Annotated in this window: 25 protein-coding genes and 1 pseudogene; 15 read left to right on the top strand and 11 right to left on the bottom strand. The window is 46.0% G+C overall.

The genetic code is table 11. From position 1 onward, the window contains the following. Positions 1-6 precede the first annotated feature (6 nt). The 4 genes from folE to GWR56_RS14035 are packed head-to-tail and all read right to left on the bottom strand — an operon-like array spanning position 7 to position 2,110. Positions 7-690 (bottom strand): GTP cyclohydrolase I FolE, encoded by a 684-nt coding sequence (folE, locus tag GWR56_RS14050; RefSeq protein ID WP_162431862.1) that lies wholly within the window; start codon positions 688-690, stop codon positions 7-9. Further along, positions 638-1,081: a 6-carboxytetrahydropterin synthase gene (locus GWR56_RS14045; protein ID WP_238395238.1), complete on the bottom strand. Its 444-nt coding sequence runs from the start codon at positions 1,079-1,081 to the stop codon at positions 638-640. The genes folE and GWR56_RS14045 overlap by 53 nt, the downstream gene beginning before the upstream one ends. Further along, the gene (locus GWR56_RS14040) at positions 1,056-1,721 is read right to left on the bottom strand and encodes an FAD-binding oxidoreductase (RefSeq protein ID WP_162431861.1); all 666 of its coding nucleotides are present in this window, start codon (positions 1,719-1,721) and stop codon (positions 1,056-1,058) included. The genes GWR56_RS14045 and GWR56_RS14040 overlap by 26 nt, the downstream gene beginning before the upstream one ends. Beyond that, positions 1,721-2,110, bottom strand: a complete 390-nt coding sequence (locus GWR56_RS14035) for a hypothetical protein (protein ID WP_162431860.1) — start codon at positions 2,108-2,110, stop codon at positions 1,721-1,723. The genes GWR56_RS14040 and GWR56_RS14035 overlap by 1 nt, the downstream gene beginning before the upstream one ends. Positions 2,111-2,252: 142 nt before the next feature. On the opposite strand from GWR56_RS14035, the gene GWR56_RS14030 reads away from it, so the two are divergent. From GWR56_RS14030 to GWR56_RS20810, 15 genes and pseudogenes are all read left to right on the top strand, one after another. Next, the gene (locus tag GWR56_RS14030) at positions 2,253-2,894 is read left to right on the top strand and encodes an RNA polymerase sigma factor (protein ID WP_162431859.1); all 642 of its coding nucleotides are present in this window, start codon (positions 2,253-2,255) and stop codon (positions 2,892-2,894) included. Between the two features lie 121 nt (positions 2,895-3,015). After that, complete coding sequence (locus tag GWR56_RS14025) at positions 3,016-3,453, top strand: Rrf2 family transcriptional regulator (protein ID WP_162431858.1); 438 nt, start codon at positions 3,016-3,018, stop codon at positions 3,451-3,453. A gap of 45 nt (positions 3,454-3,498) precedes the next feature. Next, positions 3,499-5,661, top strand: a complete 2,163-nt coding sequence (locus GWR56_RS14020) for a cbb3-type cytochrome c oxidase subunit I (RefSeq protein ID WP_162431857.1) — start codon at positions 3,499-3,501, stop codon at positions 5,659-5,661. A 69-nt stretch (positions 5,662-5,730) separates the two neighbouring features. Continuing rightward, positions 5,731-6,687, top strand: a complete 957-nt coding sequence (locus GWR56_RS14015; protein WP_238395237.1) for a cytochrome c — start codon at positions 5,731-5,733, stop codon at positions 6,685-6,687. 2 nt (positions 6,688-6,689) lie between these two features. After that, complete coding sequence (locus GWR56_RS14010; protein WP_162431855.1) at positions 6,690-6,968, top strand: hypothetical protein; 279 nt, start codon at positions 6,690-6,692, stop codon at positions 6,966-6,968. 3 nt (positions 6,969-6,971) lie between these two features. After that, positions 6,972-7,385, top strand: a complete 414-nt coding sequence (locus GWR56_RS14005) for a cytochrome C (protein ID WP_162431854.1) — start codon at positions 6,972-6,974, stop codon at positions 7,383-7,385. Continuing rightward, on the top strand, positions 7,382-7,768 hold the full coding sequence (locus GWR56_RS14000) for a group III truncated hemoglobin (RefSeq protein ID WP_162431853.1): 387 nt from the start codon (positions 7,382-7,384) through the stop codon (positions 7,766-7,768). Before GWR56_RS14005 ends, GWR56_RS14000 begins: the two co-directional genes overlap by 4 nt. 2 nt (positions 7,769-7,770) lie before the next feature. Next, complete coding sequence (locus GWR56_RS13995; protein ID WP_162431852.1) at positions 7,771-8,145, top strand: group III truncated hemoglobin; 375 nt, start codon at positions 7,771-7,773, stop codon at positions 8,143-8,145. Between the two features lie 5 nt (positions 8,146-8,150). Next, positions 8,151-8,612 carry a hypothetical protein gene (locus tag GWR56_RS13990; protein ID WP_162431851.1) on the top strand — a complete coding sequence of 154 codons (462 nt, stop codon included), beginning with the start codon at positions 8,151-8,153 and terminating at the stop codon, positions 8,610-8,612. Further along, positions 8,609-8,890 (top strand): cupin domain-containing protein, encoded by a 282-nt coding sequence (locus GWR56_RS13985; protein WP_162431850.1) that lies wholly within the window; start codon positions 8,609-8,611, stop codon positions 8,888-8,890. Before GWR56_RS13990 ends, GWR56_RS13985 begins: the two co-directional genes overlap by 4 nt. A gap of 1 nt (position 8,891) precedes the next feature. Beyond that, a complete protein-coding gene (locus GWR56_RS13980; RefSeq protein WP_162431849.1) occupies positions 8,892-9,395 on the top strand; it encodes a hemerythrin domain-containing protein in 504 nt (167 codons plus the stop codon). Beyond that, positions 9,386-9,730 carry a 2Fe-2S iron-sulfur cluster-binding protein gene (locus tag GWR56_RS13975; RefSeq protein ID WP_162431848.1) on the top strand — a complete coding sequence of 115 codons (345 nt, stop codon included), beginning with the start codon at positions 9,386-9,388 and terminating at the stop codon, positions 9,728-9,730. Before GWR56_RS13980 ends, GWR56_RS13975 begins: the two co-directional genes overlap by 10 nt. A gap of 24 nt (positions 9,731-9,754) precedes the next feature. Continuing rightward, positions 9,755-10,051 (top strand): hypothetical protein, encoded by a 297-nt coding sequence (locus GWR56_RS13970; protein ID WP_162431847.1) that lies wholly within the window; start codon positions 9,755-9,757, stop codon positions 10,049-10,051. A 24-nt stretch (positions 10,052-10,075) separates the two neighbouring features. Then, positions 10,076-10,193, top strand: a pseudogene (locus GWR56_RS20815) (ferredoxin--NADP(+) reductase); the annotation flags it as partial. Between the two features lie 110 nt (positions 10,194-10,303). Next, on the top strand, positions 10,304-10,606 hold the full coding sequence (locus tag GWR56_RS20810; protein WP_162431846.1) for a hypothetical protein: 303 nt from the start codon (positions 10,304-10,306) through the stop codon (positions 10,604-10,606). On the opposite strand, the gene GWR56_RS13955 is transcribed toward GWR56_RS20810, so the two are convergent. From GWR56_RS13955 to traK, 7 genes are all read right to left on the bottom strand, one after another. Further along, complete coding sequence (locus tag GWR56_RS13955) at positions 10,603-11,352, bottom strand: DNA/RNA non-specific endonuclease (RefSeq protein ID WP_162431845.1); 750 nt, start codon at positions 11,350-11,352, stop codon at positions 10,603-10,605. The two genes, GWR56_RS20810 and GWR56_RS13955, sit on opposite strands and share 4 nt — an antisense overlap. Before the next feature lies 1 nt (position 11,353). Continuing rightward, positions 11,354-11,575: a hypothetical protein gene (locus GWR56_RS13950; RefSeq protein WP_162431844.1), complete on the bottom strand. Its 222-nt coding sequence runs from the start codon at positions 11,573-11,575 to the stop codon at positions 11,354-11,356. A gap of 8 nt (positions 11,576-11,583) precedes the next feature. Further along, positions 11,584-12,006, bottom strand: coding sequence for a hypothetical protein (locus GWR56_RS13945; protein WP_162431843.1), 423 nt, complete (start codon positions 12,004-12,006; stop codon positions 11,584-11,586). Between the two features lie 124 nt (positions 12,007-12,130). Beyond that, the gene (locus tag GWR56_RS13940) at positions 12,131-13,324 is read right to left on the bottom strand and encodes a hypothetical protein (RefSeq protein ID WP_162431842.1); all 1,194 of its coding nucleotides are present in this window, start codon (positions 13,322-13,324) and stop codon (positions 12,131-12,133) included. Further along, positions 13,324-14,328 carry a conjugative transposon protein TraM gene (traM, locus tag GWR56_RS13935; protein ID WP_162431841.1) on the bottom strand — a complete coding sequence of 335 codons (1,005 nt, stop codon included), beginning with the start codon at positions 14,326-14,328 and terminating at the stop codon, positions 13,324-13,326. The genes GWR56_RS13940 and traM overlap by 1 nt, the downstream gene beginning before the upstream one ends. A 2-nt stretch (positions 14,329-14,330) precedes the next feature. After that, a complete protein-coding gene (locus tag GWR56_RS13930; RefSeq protein ID WP_162431840.1) occupies positions 14,331-14,486 on the bottom strand; it encodes a hypothetical protein in 156 nt (51 codons plus the stop codon). Beyond that, complete coding sequence (traK, locus tag GWR56_RS13925; RefSeq protein ID WP_162431839.1) at positions 14,483-15,097, bottom strand: conjugative transposon protein TraK; 615 nt, start codon at positions 15,095-15,097, stop codon at positions 14,483-14,485. The genes GWR56_RS13930 and traK overlap by 4 nt, the downstream gene beginning before the upstream one ends.

The raw sequence follows: 15,097 nt of genomic DNA, 5'->3' as shown, positions 1-15,097 counted from the left end.
AATCCCTCATTTATCCAGGTATCTCAAAAATTCATCCCTTGTAGCCTGGTTCTGAAAGATCCCGGAATATTCTGCGCTGACCGTGCTGCTGCTGATGTCTTTTATGCCCCTGGAAGAGACACAAAGATGAACCGCATCGATTACAACAGCGACATCATCAGTGCCCAGCACAGCTTTTAATTCTTCGGTGATCTGTCGGGTCAAACGTTCCTGTACTTGTGGGCGCTGGGCATAATAGCGGACGATCCGGTTGAGTTTTGACAGGCCGATCACTTTTCCACTGGAAACGTAGGCGATATGTGCCTTACCGATGATCGGAACAAAATGATGCTCACAATTGGAATAAAGAATGATATTCTTTTCCACCAACATTTGTTGATATCCGTATTTATTGTCGAATAAGGCGATGTCAGGTTTATTCCGGGGGTCCAAACCGCTGAAAAGTTCCTTTACGAACATTTTCCCGACACGTAACGGTGTTCCCTTCAGGCTGTCATCATTGAGGTCCAGACCTAGGATCTGCATGATCTCTTTAAAATGGTAAGCGATTAACACTGTTTTTTCTTCGTCCTCCATATCAAATGCGTCGGCACGTAAGGGGGTATCCCAGGAAGTAGCGATATGTTCTTCACCCAATTCATCGGCCAGGTGATGTTCCGCTATACTCGACGAAGTTTCGTTCTGTTTCATATAATATTATCATTAGTTTTTGTAAAATATGGGGTTTCAGCAGATCATAAATAACCACAGCGATATTTTCTGCCGTAGGATTTAAAGCTGCAAACTCGGGCAGGTCGAGATTTAAATTTTTATGGTCGAAGCGCCCGGTTACTTTTTCTTCGACCAATGATTTTAACAATTTAATATCCATGACGAAACCGGTATCAGGATCGATCTCACCCGTGATCTTGACGATCAGTTCATAATTATGGCCATGGTAATTCGGGTTACTGCATTTTCCAAATATCTCCTGGTTCTTCTCCGGGGTCCAATGCGGATGATGCAAACGGTGAGCGGCATTGAAATGAAATGCCCTGCAAATAGTGACGGACATATTATTGCTCGATAACGATCTGCTCATCTCCAACGTTCAAATCGTGCAACATGCCGATCATATCCGAGGTAAACGTTTCAGGGCCGCAGATGTAATAATGTGTGGTATCCTCAAGAATGCATGCATCCAACAGTTCCTTATCGATCAGCCTCTTTGCATTGCCGAAGGGAGGGGTCCGTATAATGTCAATATAATGTTCCCCCAAAAGTGACTTCAATTCGTCCTGCAGGATAATATCGGCAATGGTGTGATTGGCTAACAGTAAAGTATTGCCTGCCAATTGGCCTGACGCTTTCAGCTGCCGGAATATCGCAATGAAGGGCGTAATACCGGCTCCGCCGGCGATAAAAACACCAGGTCCCTTATAAGCTATAGCGCCGAACACGTCGTGAATGACAAGTTCATCGCCCGCTTCCACCTTTGCTAATTGCTCCGTCACGCCATTATGGCCCTTGTAGATCTTAATAATGAATTCAAGGTGATCCGCATCCTGCGGGGAAGTAAATGTGAAGGGCCTCAGTTCGTTAATGAGATCCGGACTGTTGAGCGCAACATCTGTAGCCTGCCCCGGCGCATAGGTATAGCCGGCTGGTTTTTCAACCACAAATCTTTTTACATTATGGGTTACAAACGCTGTCGCCAGTACTTTTACAATATGCTTTTCCATTAGATTGATTTTAATTGGTTAACAGATGACAGCCTTGCTAATGTGTAAGCACCGATCGCCATGACGATATCGCGTACGGCAACATCAAGATAACTTCCCGAGGCCAGTAAGTTTAGGGCGATCAGCAGCAACCAGAGGCTGACGATAGCGGCACCAATCCGGGGCTTCGCCAAAACTATCAGGCCTGCAACAATCTCTATGATACCCACGATTACCATAAAGACATGGACATCAAAAGGAAGGATTTTTTTTAAAGAGGGACTTAGATATTGTTCCCAATTGGTTAACAGGTTCGTAAATTTGTCAGCGCCTGCGACAATCGGTACCAGTCCATAAGTGAACTTTAATAAGGTCCGTGTGCTGTTAAGATTTTTTGTGTTTACTTGCATAAATTTCGATTATATACCTATTAGAGTCGCCTGTTTAAAAAAGGGTTACAAAAAGTTACATACATCGCCGCAGCCCAATTAACCTGATAATATTGTAACCCCTTCCCCTTTTAAATACTCTAATAGTCATAATAGATAAATTATGGACGGCCCTTTAATAAGCGATTTAAATGATGAGGAATTGGTTTCCAGGATAGTGAATGGGGAACCACGCCTTTATGAAGTGTTGATGCGAAGGTACAATTCAAGAATGTACCGCATAAGCATGTCAATCATAAACGATGATGCGGAAGCGGAAGATATCATGCAAATCAGCTACCTTAATGCCTACCGGCAATTGGAAAATTACCGCGGGCAATCGAGCTTTGGTACCTGGCTGACCCGGATACTGATCAATGAAAGTTTACTACAGAAAAAACGAAAAACAAAAAAAGAAAAATTACTGATGGAAACCACGTTTGTTGAGGAGCATCATAACACCCCTTTAAGCGGCTTGATGAATAAGGAATTAAAAGCCATCCTGGAACAGGCAGTAGCCAGCCTGCCGGAAAAATACCGCCTGGTATTTGTCATGCGGGAAGTGCAGGGCATGAGCACAAGCGAAACAATGGAAGTACTGTCGCTGGGTGAGTCCAATGTTAAAATAAGATTGGCACGCGCCAAGGAAATGTTAAAAGCCGAACTCAGTAAAAAATGGATGCCGGAGCAGATTTATGATTTTAACCTCGTACGCTGTGACGTTATCGTCGATGCGGTAATGTCGCAGATCTTACAATCACAATAACATCCCACCAAATTCACAAAGAGGAACAATTCCCTTCCAGGGGTAGCGTTTCTTATTTTTGTTGAATAAAAAGATAAAAAAGTCTTTTAATATTAAATTTTACCATTACCTTTGTTGCGCAATGAGCATATTTTCGAAAACATGCGAGTATGCGATGAGGGCTGTATTTTTCATCGCGCATAAAACTGCTGATGGCGGCCGGGTGGGTATTAAAGAAATAGCCACAGGCATCGATTCACCTGAGCATTTCCTTGCCAAGGTGCTGCAGGACTTAAGCCGACGCGGTGTAATTCAATCCGCCAAAGGGCCGAATGGCGGCTTTTATACGGATGCAACCATCCTTAACCGGCCGATCAGCGATGTGGTTGAAGCAGTAGATGGTAACGGCATTTTTGTCGGCTGTGCTCTGGGTTTAAAACAGTGCTCGGAGATCAATCCCTGTCCGTTGCATCATGAATTCAAAGCGATTCGTAACCAGTTACATCACATGCTCAACAGTACGACGATCGGCGAATTCAACACCGACCTGATATCGGGGCTAACGGCACTAAAAAAATAAAAAATTTGAGATAATAAAAGATAAAAAGGTATTAATATATTATAAATGAAAAAATTTACCCTTTATTTAACACTAATCCTGTTGTCAAAAGCAGTGCATGCCCAAAGTGGTTCACCCGGTTCAATGCCTGATTCCCCGGACACTGCTTCACCGGCAATAACCTTAATCTTAATTTTAGTATTCCTGGCCATTTTTATCGGCTTGGCATTATGGCTTTTCGGAAGCAGCAGCCGTTTGGAAAAGCTATCCAACCGTTCCGAAGATGATGGCCATTCCTGGCTAAAGAAACATTTAAAAGATCTGGAAAAATATCAGCTTGATCTCATCATCAAACGGAAGAACATAGAAGAAGAACCAGACCGGAAAAACGAGCCCGGCCAGGCGGCAAGCGGAAACAATCTAAAAAAACCGATTCTTCTCTTGCTCTTCCTTTTCCAGGGCCTGAACCTGTTCGCGCAATCCACGGAAGCTTCGGGCAGCGTTTGGACAAATCCCGGCGTGCTGATTACTATTACTCTGATCCTGATCCCGCTATTGATCGCGGTTTATATTGTTTCGCTAAAAGTCAGCCACCTGGCAAAAAACATCCGCGGTTCTCAGATCAGGAAGGATGCGCGAAAACTGGCGAAGTCGATCAGCGAGTTGACCAACGATGAACTGAGGGAAGAACTGATTGAACGGAAAAAAGCACTTGATTTTCGGTTGAGTAATACAGAATTAGCGGGAGAACAGTTGCCCGCAGACAAAAAAGGCTTGCTTCATCATATTGCGGAAGTGGATTCCCCCCGTTTCATCGCGCCGAAAAAGAAAGCCGTTAAACGTCCGGATATCGATCCCGCACTGTCCAAACTCATTTTATGGTATTTGGGAACAGCGGCGTTTTGGCTGGTGTTGGGAACGTCGGTTGGCGAATACCTGGGCATTAAATTCGTAGCCCCGGATGCCGATCATGTCAGCTGGCTTAGCTTTGGGCGGCTAAGGCCGGTACATACCAATATGGTATTTTGGGGCTGGTCCTCACTGGCCATGGTCGGACTGGGGTATTATGTCGTTTCTACGGTCAGCAATACGGTTGTCGCCAGTCTGAAGCGCGGCTGGTATAGCCTGTTCCTGATTAATGCCGCTGTTATTGCCGGCAGTATATCTCTTATGGCGGGCGTTAATAATGGCGGCGGCGAGTACCGGGAATATATCTGGCCTATTATGCTGCTGTTTGCCATTGGGCTGGTTATTACTTTGATCAACTATTTACAGACTATCGCGCGGCGCAAAACGAAAGAGATCTATATCTCCAACTGGTATATTGTTTCAGCAGTCATGTTCACCATTGTCATAGCGCTGGTAGGCTACCTGCCCTTCTGGCAAAACGGACTTGGTGAAAGTATCGCTCAAGGTTATTATATGCACCAGGGCGTAGGCATGTGGTTCATGCTGTTTAACCTGGGGCTGATCTACTATTTTTTGCCGCAGCAACTCAATACCCCTATTTATTCTTATAGCCTGGGCATCCTGGCCTTTTGGACCCAGATCCTGTTTTATACCCTGATCGGGACCCACCATTTTATTTTCAGCGCCATCCCGTGGTGGCTGCAAACCGTGGCCATCATCGGTAGTATGGGTATGCTGATCCCGGTATTCGCCGGTACCACGAATTTCCTGATGACCTTTCGCGGCAATTTTCATAAGATCGGTTCCAGCTACACACTGCCGTTTTACCTGGTGGGTATCATCTTTTATTTTACCGGTTCGTTCCAGGGTACCGCCGAAGCGTTCCGCTCCGCAAACCTATACTGGCATTTCACTGATTTCACAGTGGCGCATTCCCATCTGACCATGTACGGCATCATCGCTTTTATGCTTTGGGCGGCGATTTATACCCTCGTTCCCCGCCTGACAGGGAAAGAGCCCCGGCAGGCCTGGGTAGGCGCGCATTTCTGGATGGCGCTGATCGGTCTGCTGTTTTATACGATTCCGCTGATGGTTGGCGGTACACTGAAGGGTATGGCATGGCTGGAAGGCAAACCCTTTATCGATTCGGTTGTGCTGATGGCGCCTTATTGGTTATGGCGTGCCATTGGCGGCTCCCTGATGTGGGCGTCTCATCTCATTTTTGCCTATAATCTTTATTACATGATCGCCGGTAAGGCAGAGATCGATCTGCAAAAAACCGTTTTTGACGAATTGGAAAAATTACCTGTTACCGAATAAGCAATGGATATTTATAATAATCATAAAAGACTCTTTGGTGCCGCAATAATCCTTTTTATTGTATTAACAATGTTTGCGGCCGTACTGCCGGCGCTGGATTCCCAAAACAACAATGCGCCCCTTCCTGAAAGTAAACCGCTGACCAGCGAGGAGATCGCCGGGAAGGGCATTTTTATGCGGGAAGGTTGTATCGCCTGTCATACCCAACAGGTACGTAATGTAGAGATGGATAAAATGTGGGGCATCCGCCCCAGCATCGCCGCTGATTACGCGCGTAATGTTCGTACCGATATATGGCGTAATACGGCCAACCTGATGGGGTCGGAACGTACCGGGCCAGATCTGATGAACATCGGCAACCGTCAGCCAAGCGAAGACTGGCACCTGCTGCATTTGTATAATCCGAGATCGGTGGTAGCCCAATCCATTATGCCCGCTTATTCCTGGTTATTTGAAATTAAAGATTACGTCTTTCCGGATGATGTCGTCGTCAATGTGCCTGATGAATTCCGCAAGGGCGTTACCGGTAAGATCATTGCCACTAAAGAAGCGCTTGAACTGGTTGCTTACCTGAAATCCTTCAAACAACTGAAGCTGCCGGATGGCAAACCGACACCGGTTTTCTTATATGGCAAGGAAAACCGACAAATATTGCCCGGCACAACCAGTAAACTGAATACCGAATTAGACGGCGCGGCACTTTATGCCTCCAACTGCCAGAGTTGCCACCAGGAGAACGGCGAAGGATTGAAAGGCGCCTTTCCGGCGCTCAAGGGCAGCGCGGTCGTTTTGGATAAAGACCCCAAGGTACAACTGAACATCATCATGAAGGGTTACAATGGACGCGCCGGCGAAGGCTATGGTGTGATGCCGCCGGTCGGCACAAATAATAACCTGAAGCCCGAAGAAATCGTCGCCATTATGAACCATGAACGGACCAGTTGGGGCAATAACGGCAGGAAGGTAACCCTAACCGAAATCAAAGAATTATTTAACCAGGTCAAATCAGGACCAGTAGCCAAATAGATATGAAAAAGCGTTCATTTTATGTAAATACTTTATTAGTGACGGCAGTTCTTACGGGGCTTTATTCAGAAGCGCTGGCCTGCGATGCCTGCAAGGCGCAACAACCTAAATTCCTGGCCGGGATTACCCACGGGCCGGGACCGGGCAGTAACTGGGATTATGTCGTGGTCAGCTTGATGGTCTTGATTACGGCCTATTCATTTTATGCCATGGTGAAATGCCTGGCCAAACCTGCTGAAAAAACGCATGAGCATATTAAAAGTATCATTATAAATCCATAAGCAATGGAAGAAAAAAGTTTTGTAACGCTATTTATTGATGATGATCCCCAACCCATAGGGATATTCCCCGCGCCGGTTTCCTTCGAGCTGGATACAAAAAAATTGACCGACGGAAAGCACACGTTGAAGGTGGTCAGTAAGGATCATAAAGGGAAAGAAGGTATCAAAACGATCCCGTTCGTGGTCAGAAACGGGCCTGCCATTGCCGTTGAGGGTATCCGGAAAGACGAAGTGGTAGACGGCGTGCTTCCCTTGATGATCAATGCTTATGGCAAAGGCGACCAGAAAACGTTTATGCTACAAGGCAGCGAAACGCCGCAAAGTATCCCTTTCTGGATCATCATTCTATTAATTGCTTTTACGGCCTGGGCAGTATATTATCATATCACCTCCGGCCAAACCCCGTTATCCAAATGAAAAAAGAAATTGAAAATATCGAAGATATCAAGGTGTTCGTTGATGACTTCTATACCAGGGTCAGGACCGAAGAACTGATTGGCCCCATCTTTATGGAAAATATCGAAGATTGGCGGCCCCACCTCGACAAAATGTATGCGTTTTGGAATGCGGCGTTATTTGGCGTACACGGCTTCCGCGGTAATCCCTTTGCCAAACATGCGCCGTTAAATATCGGCCGGCCACATTTCGAGCGCTGGCTGGAACTATTTTATGCGACGATTGATGAACACTTTGAAGGCTTTATAGCGGAAGATGCCAAGAAGCGCGCGGAGCTGATGGCGAGTATGTTTTTAACCCGTTTGCAGCAGTTAAACGGTAACAGTGACCGGGTAATCGTGTGAATATGGAAACACAACTTCATGATATGGAAACCGAAGCTGATGTACGGCTATTAGTTGATGCATTTTATGGCAAGGTACGTCAGGACGAGCTATTGGCTCCTGTTTTCGAGCCGGTGATCGGCGGTAATTGGGATCATCATTTAGCACGTATGGCCGACTTTTGGTCCACCTTGCTGCTTTACACCAAAAAGTTCAGTGATGACCCACTGACCAGGCATTTGCCGCTGGTATTAACCAAAGCGCATTTCGACCGCTGGTTAATGCTCTTCCATGGCACCGTGGATGAATTATTTCAGGGTGATATCGCGGAAAATGCCAAAAAAAGGGCCTATAGTATAGCCCGGATCATGAAAGCAGTAAAAAACATCAATCAATAATCATCATGTATCATCGCGTCGCACTATCGGTTAGGAGTATAACGGCCATCTTCTGGTTAGGTTTTTATATGGCTATCAGTTTTATGGAAGCACCGCTGAAGTTTACCGCCCCCGGCCTGAGTATGGCCGAAGGATTGCAGATCGGCAAAATCATTTTTAAGTCGTTGAACACTTGTGAATGGACTTTTTTTTTGATCCTTATTATTACTTGTATTGTTCAAAAAACGACCCGAATGGGTTTTTACCTCATTACGGCTATCAGCTTAATACTCGTCGTTGAAACGAAGTGGTTGTTACCTATCCTGGACCACCATGCGAATGAGATCATCAAAGGAGGAACAGTTACTGATCATAACGCGCACTGGTTGTATATCCTGTTGGAAGTGATTAAAGTACCCGTCTTACTATTGATCGGGATCGAAAGCGGCAAAATGCTCTGGAAGAAAAAACCTATAAAAGAATCATGATCATGCAGGAACTTGAAAAAAATACGCATTATAAAATCCTCCAGGTCGAATTACCCGCGGGAACCAATATGCAGCGTCATTATGCCACGTCGGAAGCTTTTGTGATCGTTGAGTCGGGGAACGCTTTATTGATCTGCAAGGGCGAGACCGCCGAACTTGTACAAGGTTCCAGGATCGCTATCCCCTCCCATGAGCCGCACATGCTTAAGGTAATACGTGATTTTAAGGCATTGGTCGTGATGGCAGGCGATGCCATCATCACTTACTCAGTTCTTTAAGATGGGAGCAGGAAAAAACAAACCGATCAGGCGAAGCGAGCATATTGTCACCCTTTCCCGTGACCATCACGCGGGCCTGCTATTTTGCTGGAAAATCAGAGAAGGCCTGAAAAAAGAAATCCCGCTGTTCAAAATATTGAAATACATGAATTTCTTTTGGGAGGAGCATTTGAAGGCGCACTTTCGTGAAGAAGAAGCGTTGCTCTTTAGCCGGCTGGATGATCCCCTGTCCCGGCAAGGTAAAACGGAACACCTGATGCTCGAAGAGCGGCTGCGCCATCTGAACCATTATGAAAATAAGAGTGCGTCGGAATTCATGTCTTTCGCCGATCTGTTGACCAGGCATATTCGCTTCGAAGAGCGCACTTTGTTCCCGCATCTGGAAAATACCTTACCTGAATCCGTTCTGGCGCCGATAGGCAAATACCTCGCTGAACAGCACAGGGAACCATTTGTAGAAAGCTACCCGGATGAGTTTTGGTCTAAAAACTATGTATGGTCGTGACCAGCCTGAAAATACCGGTGAGGGATATTACGGTCACTATAGATCACGACGGCGAACAGCATGAATTGCGTACGTATAGCAAGGAATACCGTAGCCTGATGATGCTGATCTATGACCGGATAGGTATAGAGGGATTTGGTGAATGCCTGGGAATGGTTAAATGCGAAACCTGCCTGGTGGAAATCACAGAGAAGCAAACGGAGCCGACAGCTTATGAAAGAAATGAGCAGGCCACTCTTTTTAAAGCCGGTCATTCAGATAACAACAGGCGGTTGTCCTGCCAGCTAATGGTCGATGAAAGCCTAAATGGATTGAAGGTGAAGATACTATTATAGCGTAAAATTAATCAGATATAAAATATGGTCATACAAGATGTAGTGAAGGCAGTTGCACAGGCGGCAAGCCCGGTGGTTAAAATATTGGTTAAAGGCGAGGCAGCGAAAGTGATCGTACTTGGCTTTAAAAAAGGAATGACGCTCAAGGAACATAAAACAAATGTGAACACCCGCCTGGTGGTGCTTGAGGGGCAGATCAATTATTTCAGCGCAAATAGCAAAGTAACCATGAATAAATTCGACGATTTGGATATTCCGGTCAACGAACCGCATTCTGTCGAAGCCCTGGCGGATAGCATTTGCTTTTTGATACAGGGATAACGCGTGATGAACGGAACGGAAATAATGATCGAAACCGATATATGTGTGGTAGGTGCGGGCCCGGTGGGGTTTGTTTGCGATATTCGAGGCCGGCCTTCTGAAAATGCGCTGTCATTTAGTCGACGCACTCCTGCTGACGGGGCTGATCATGCCCTTGCTGATCAAAGCATTAAAGAAGTGGCTGAGGGCGTTGATTACGATCAGATTTTTTGTTTTACTAAGCCAGGTAGTTTAAATTTGATTATGCTTACGATGGAACAATACGATGCGCTCGATGAGGCTGAAAAAGCCGCGTTCATTTTACAAGGCGAATTTTTAGCTGATCGGGAAGAGAGCGGGCTGATCGTCCAATTGTACAGCGTCGGTTCCTTTTATGGCGAATTGTATTATGATCCTTTAACCGAAAATAACAGCGACTCGGCGGACTGGATACCTCTTCTAAGCAAAATTCGCCGGTACATCAGACGCCGGTCGACCAGACCTTGGGAATCCGGGAGTTTTATGTGGATGACCCGGACGGAAATACTTTGTGTTTTGGAAAGTCAATTCATTTAATGGAAAACTTGCATCGGGTCAAATCCTAAATTGTCGATCAGCTGTTGATGAGTAACCTTTCGTTGTGCTAAATGGGCCCTTTTTTCTGTCGGCAGGTTGGGCATCCAGTAGCACAGCAATTCGTTATCGTACTTGATGATCTTATAATAGTGGGTAGGTACAGTAACTGTTAACTTGCCTTTAGTATAGGAATTCGCACTGCCGAAGGTACCGCACCATATTCGCACGCTGTCGGTTTTATCTGTAAGCTTGCGGCATAGCTCCTCGGTGGCGATCTCTGTGCCAATGTTTTGCCCCTGGTACTCCATGCCCGCGTTAAAGGTGTAGGTATCCGAAAGGATTGCCGCATCGGCGCACCAGGCTAACAAAATCCAGGCCTGGCAATGGCCTTTGGCGATCATATTCACCGACTGTGCGTTGGCCTCTTTATAAACTTTGGTTTCATCAGGCTGCCCGTAGGCCGGGTGCCAGGCGGCATAAATGCCTGTTCGTGGAACGTTTGCGGTTTCCTGTGCTATCCGGTGGGCCCTGGTGTAGACATAGTAGGTGACCAGCGGCATATGCCGGGCTGTATCGGCGATGGATCTGTAATAAGGGTTTACCCAAAGCTTGCAGGAAGGGCAAAAGTCTGACGGAAGTGTCGGATACTGCTGGTAAAGCGCTTTGACATAAGCTGAATTGATCGTCTGTGCGCCAGCATGCAGACTGATTACCAGTAACAATAGATTGATTATTGTTTTTTTCATTTTACCAAAACTGCTGCCACTTCTTTTTCTTCGGTACTTCCCATTCTCTATACTTTAACTCATCCGATTCCTGGTAAGTGCCGTTGTCCTGGTTAATTTTAAAAACGTCTGCCTCCGGGCCTATATCGATCACCCGGTCTTTGTGCGTGATCACTTCAAACCCGTGCTCCGGATCCCAGCGGCATCGGAAATGCCATTTGATATAGGCCACTTCATCTTTCACATCTTCTTCTATGCTGATGGATACGGTCCGATATAATCTTTAAAGTCGAAACCGGGCGTTAAGTCCGCGGATTTTGGAAAGTCTCCGTTTTCGTGATCCCATGAAGCATACTCATCGGCAAGCAAACGGGGGAATTCCTCCTTTAGTTCCTGGATAATCGCCCGTTGAATCTCTTGCTGTTGTTCTACCAAAAAGACGTACGCATTGCCCTGTTCCTGATTAGTAGAGAAACTGTGATCTAAACCGATCTCACCGTCTACCCAAAGATCGATCCGGCCGTTGGTCACCACCTTGGTCTTTATTAAATAATCCGGTTCTTCGATCAAGAAAAAACCTGTCCAGCAAGGCAGCTCAATAAAACCTTTGATCACCTGGAGGGGCTTTTTCGACGATCCGATATTCTGGATTTGAATGTTTGGTATCGTGTTCATTCGATATTTAGGTCTTTAAAGATAAATAAAAGTCCCCAAACACTCGCTGCCGGGGACTTTCAACCTAAACCTTATCACAATGGAAGACAGGAATACCTTCCTTAAGATGAGGCAAAGATAGGGATCAAACAGTCATTTTTTTTCCTTTAGATTTTTTTTTTGACGCTTCCTGGGTTTGGGTTTCGGCCTTTTTCTGGTCGTTCTTCAACTCCGGTTTTTTATAATGTTCCAACTGCTGCGCTTCGCCCTTCCAGTTAGTTAAATTGACGCGGTGCTCAGCGGGGTTGGCTTCGAGAAAAAGCTTAACCTCTTTGCCATCCTTCATGGCGGTAACCTGGTGGCGGTTGCCTTTTTCCAGTGACTTCATCAGTTTATCACGGGCACCTTCTTCATTGATACCGATAATATCTAGTTTGTCGATCGCCCTTTCGGGTTTGTAGTTCCAACCATTGGTAAAAGGACGTAGTTTGAAATTGCCATTTTCTGTTTTGTTTTCCTTGTCCAAAATGATCCAGGCATGGTATTTTTCACCCTCCAGGTTTTCGAGTTGCTTATGCACAGCACGGCCTTCCATGAGGTTATAGGCCTCCTTCGCGGTAATGCCGCTGCCTTTATTTAGGTAAAAGGTCTGTCGCATATCTTTATCCCGCAATGAGGCGTCGTACTTATTAAAGAAGTACATATCGTTCTGATCGCCGGCTTTGTAATGCAGGGTGTAATCCACGTTTTGTTTATTGTACTCCTGAGCGGTAGCTAAGGTAAATTCCTTTTTGCCCGACTTGATATTTTTTTCGAGCTCGTCGTTTAGTTTCTCGCCAAACCCCAGGTTTAGCAATTGCTTTTGCAGGTAACTTAAATTTTGATCGTTCATAACATGATTTGTTTTTAATAAATGAATATAGGCTTGTGATTCTTCGAGGTTTAATGGCCTAAAAGGGTCGTGATCATTTCTGACCAACAGGCGTAGCCGGAGCAATTCAAGTTCGGTGGCTACATTAACATCAGGCTGAAAGTATTGCATAACCTGGTTATTGACCTTACCGGCGACATCCATCGATGCGTCGATGCAATACAATTGGTAACCATCTTTGGTCATTTCAAAGGACAAGGCGAAATCAGCGCCGTCCTGTTGGATATAGATATCATGCAAAGTTTTTTCACCGGTAACCATGGTGCGCAACTCATTCAGCAATGCATCTTCGTTGAAGCCCAGCGCTGCCAGTTGGGTCCGGAGTTCGTAAAAGTTAATGGCCTTATTCATATCGATATGGTCCAAATGATCCGTCTCCCTTGGGTCGATGTTCAGTTCGTCGTCCATTATTTGTTGATCTTTAAGAGCACCGGGTATTTGTTTTGTAGTTTGACCTTGATTTTCTTTACCTTTTTGCTGAAAAGGCGCTTTGCAGCATTCACGCCACCGGCTGCGGCTTGTGCGCCTAAGCTTTGATCCATGGATAGGAACTGCATACTTTGGATAGCGTCATCAGCGCCGGAACCTGCCGCTCCGCCTAATTCGACATCAGGCGCAGGTATGCCCGGCATGCCATCCAGACTGAACACAGTGAGGTTAACCGGAATGATCTGTTTGTCCAGGCGGATGTTTTGGATCGTTAACAGCAATCGTTGGTTGGTCACCTGACAAACGCCGAAAAGTTCCTGACCTTTAGGTAATAGCTGGTTTTTTAGGGTAACGGTATCGGTCAGCTTGAGTTTAACAGCCGCGCCGTCCATGACCTTTTGTTTGCCATCGATGATCGCTGAAATGGCACGGAAGGGTTTGGAGGGTTCGGCTGTCGCTGTTTTAGGCTGTACCGATCCGGGATTTTGAATGGCCTGTATCTTATCCAACATCTTATTTAGCTGCTGCATTTCCGGATCAGGCTGGTTTGCGCCGGCGTTCATATTGCGCATCATTTTTTTCAGCTGTCTAACCTGCTGCGGATCGGGTTCATTATAAGCTATTGGTTGCCGTGTTTCCTGCGGCTGGTTAAGCTGCCTGTTCAGCTGCGCCAGTTTGACCTGTATCTTTTCGGCCTGGTCGTCCGGCGTGGCCACCGAATCTTTGGCGAGGCCCATAGACCTTAAGAAAGCCGGGCTTACCCCGTTTTGTAAGGAATCATGCTGCGCCGCCAGGTAAACAGCCATTTTATCGGTTTTACCTTTGTCCTTAAACTGCGCTTCCGGCAGGTCGGTATCCAAACCGCGGTGACCTGCGACACGCTGATTTTGGTTTTTGCCGCCACCTAAAGCCCAAAAGGCCATAGTCATAAATGGGATCACCAATAGCGGTAATACCAACAGGAATTTTCGTTGCTTATCCATATTTATCTGTTTTGAATTCTGGGTTGTTGAATTGTACCGGTGTTGATCCGCATTTGCTGATAGCGGATGCTGAGTATCAGCAGCACCGAGAACAGCAGACAAAAAATCACAAGGGCTATTTTTTGCTGCTTGAGCGTTAATTGATTGAACTTTTTCATGGGTTGATAGTGGTATCACGGTTGGCGATGGTTTCCCATTTTTCAATCAGAAAGCCATGTGGGTTATTGTCCGAGCGGCTGACGTTACGCAAATAGCCTTGCGTCACCAATAATTTATTGATCGTACTGGTGGATCGGATCAGCTTCTGCGTGGCGAAACATTTGAAATAATAAGGCTCGGAATTGATATTGAGTTGTATGCTGTCTACAGTAATTTGCTGGCTGATATTACCCGAGATCAAGTTGTTATAATAGCTTTTTTCTTTCAGCCCGTTATACTGGTTACGCGCGCTTTCATCAGCCAGGTACAGGGCTTTGCGGATGTTGTTGTCGATGACTTTTTCATCGGGGTCAAGTGTGAAAAAGTAATGATGGAACATCTTGATATGGTCTCGGGCTTCCACCGGGATATTGTCTTTACGGTCAGCAGCGATGGCTTCCAGTGCTTTTCCGTTGGCGAGCACGTAAATATGCGCCGAAGCTTTTTGATAGGCTGCAAAAGAAAAGTAGATCGCCGCAATGGAGATCAGGGCGCTGGTTAAGATGACGAGTGCCACGATCCGTTTGTTTTGCTGAAAAGCGGTTTCGATATTTCTGAGGTGTGTGAACAT

The sequence above is a fragment of the Mucilaginibacter sp. 14171R-50 genome, from assembly GCF_010093045.1.
Taxonomy (GTDB): Bacteria; Bacteroidota; Bacteroidia; order Sphingobacteriales; family Sphingobacteriaceae; genus Mucilaginibacter.
Note: the sequence above shows the minus strand (reverse complement) of the source record. Positions and strands in the feature narration are given on the sequence as shown.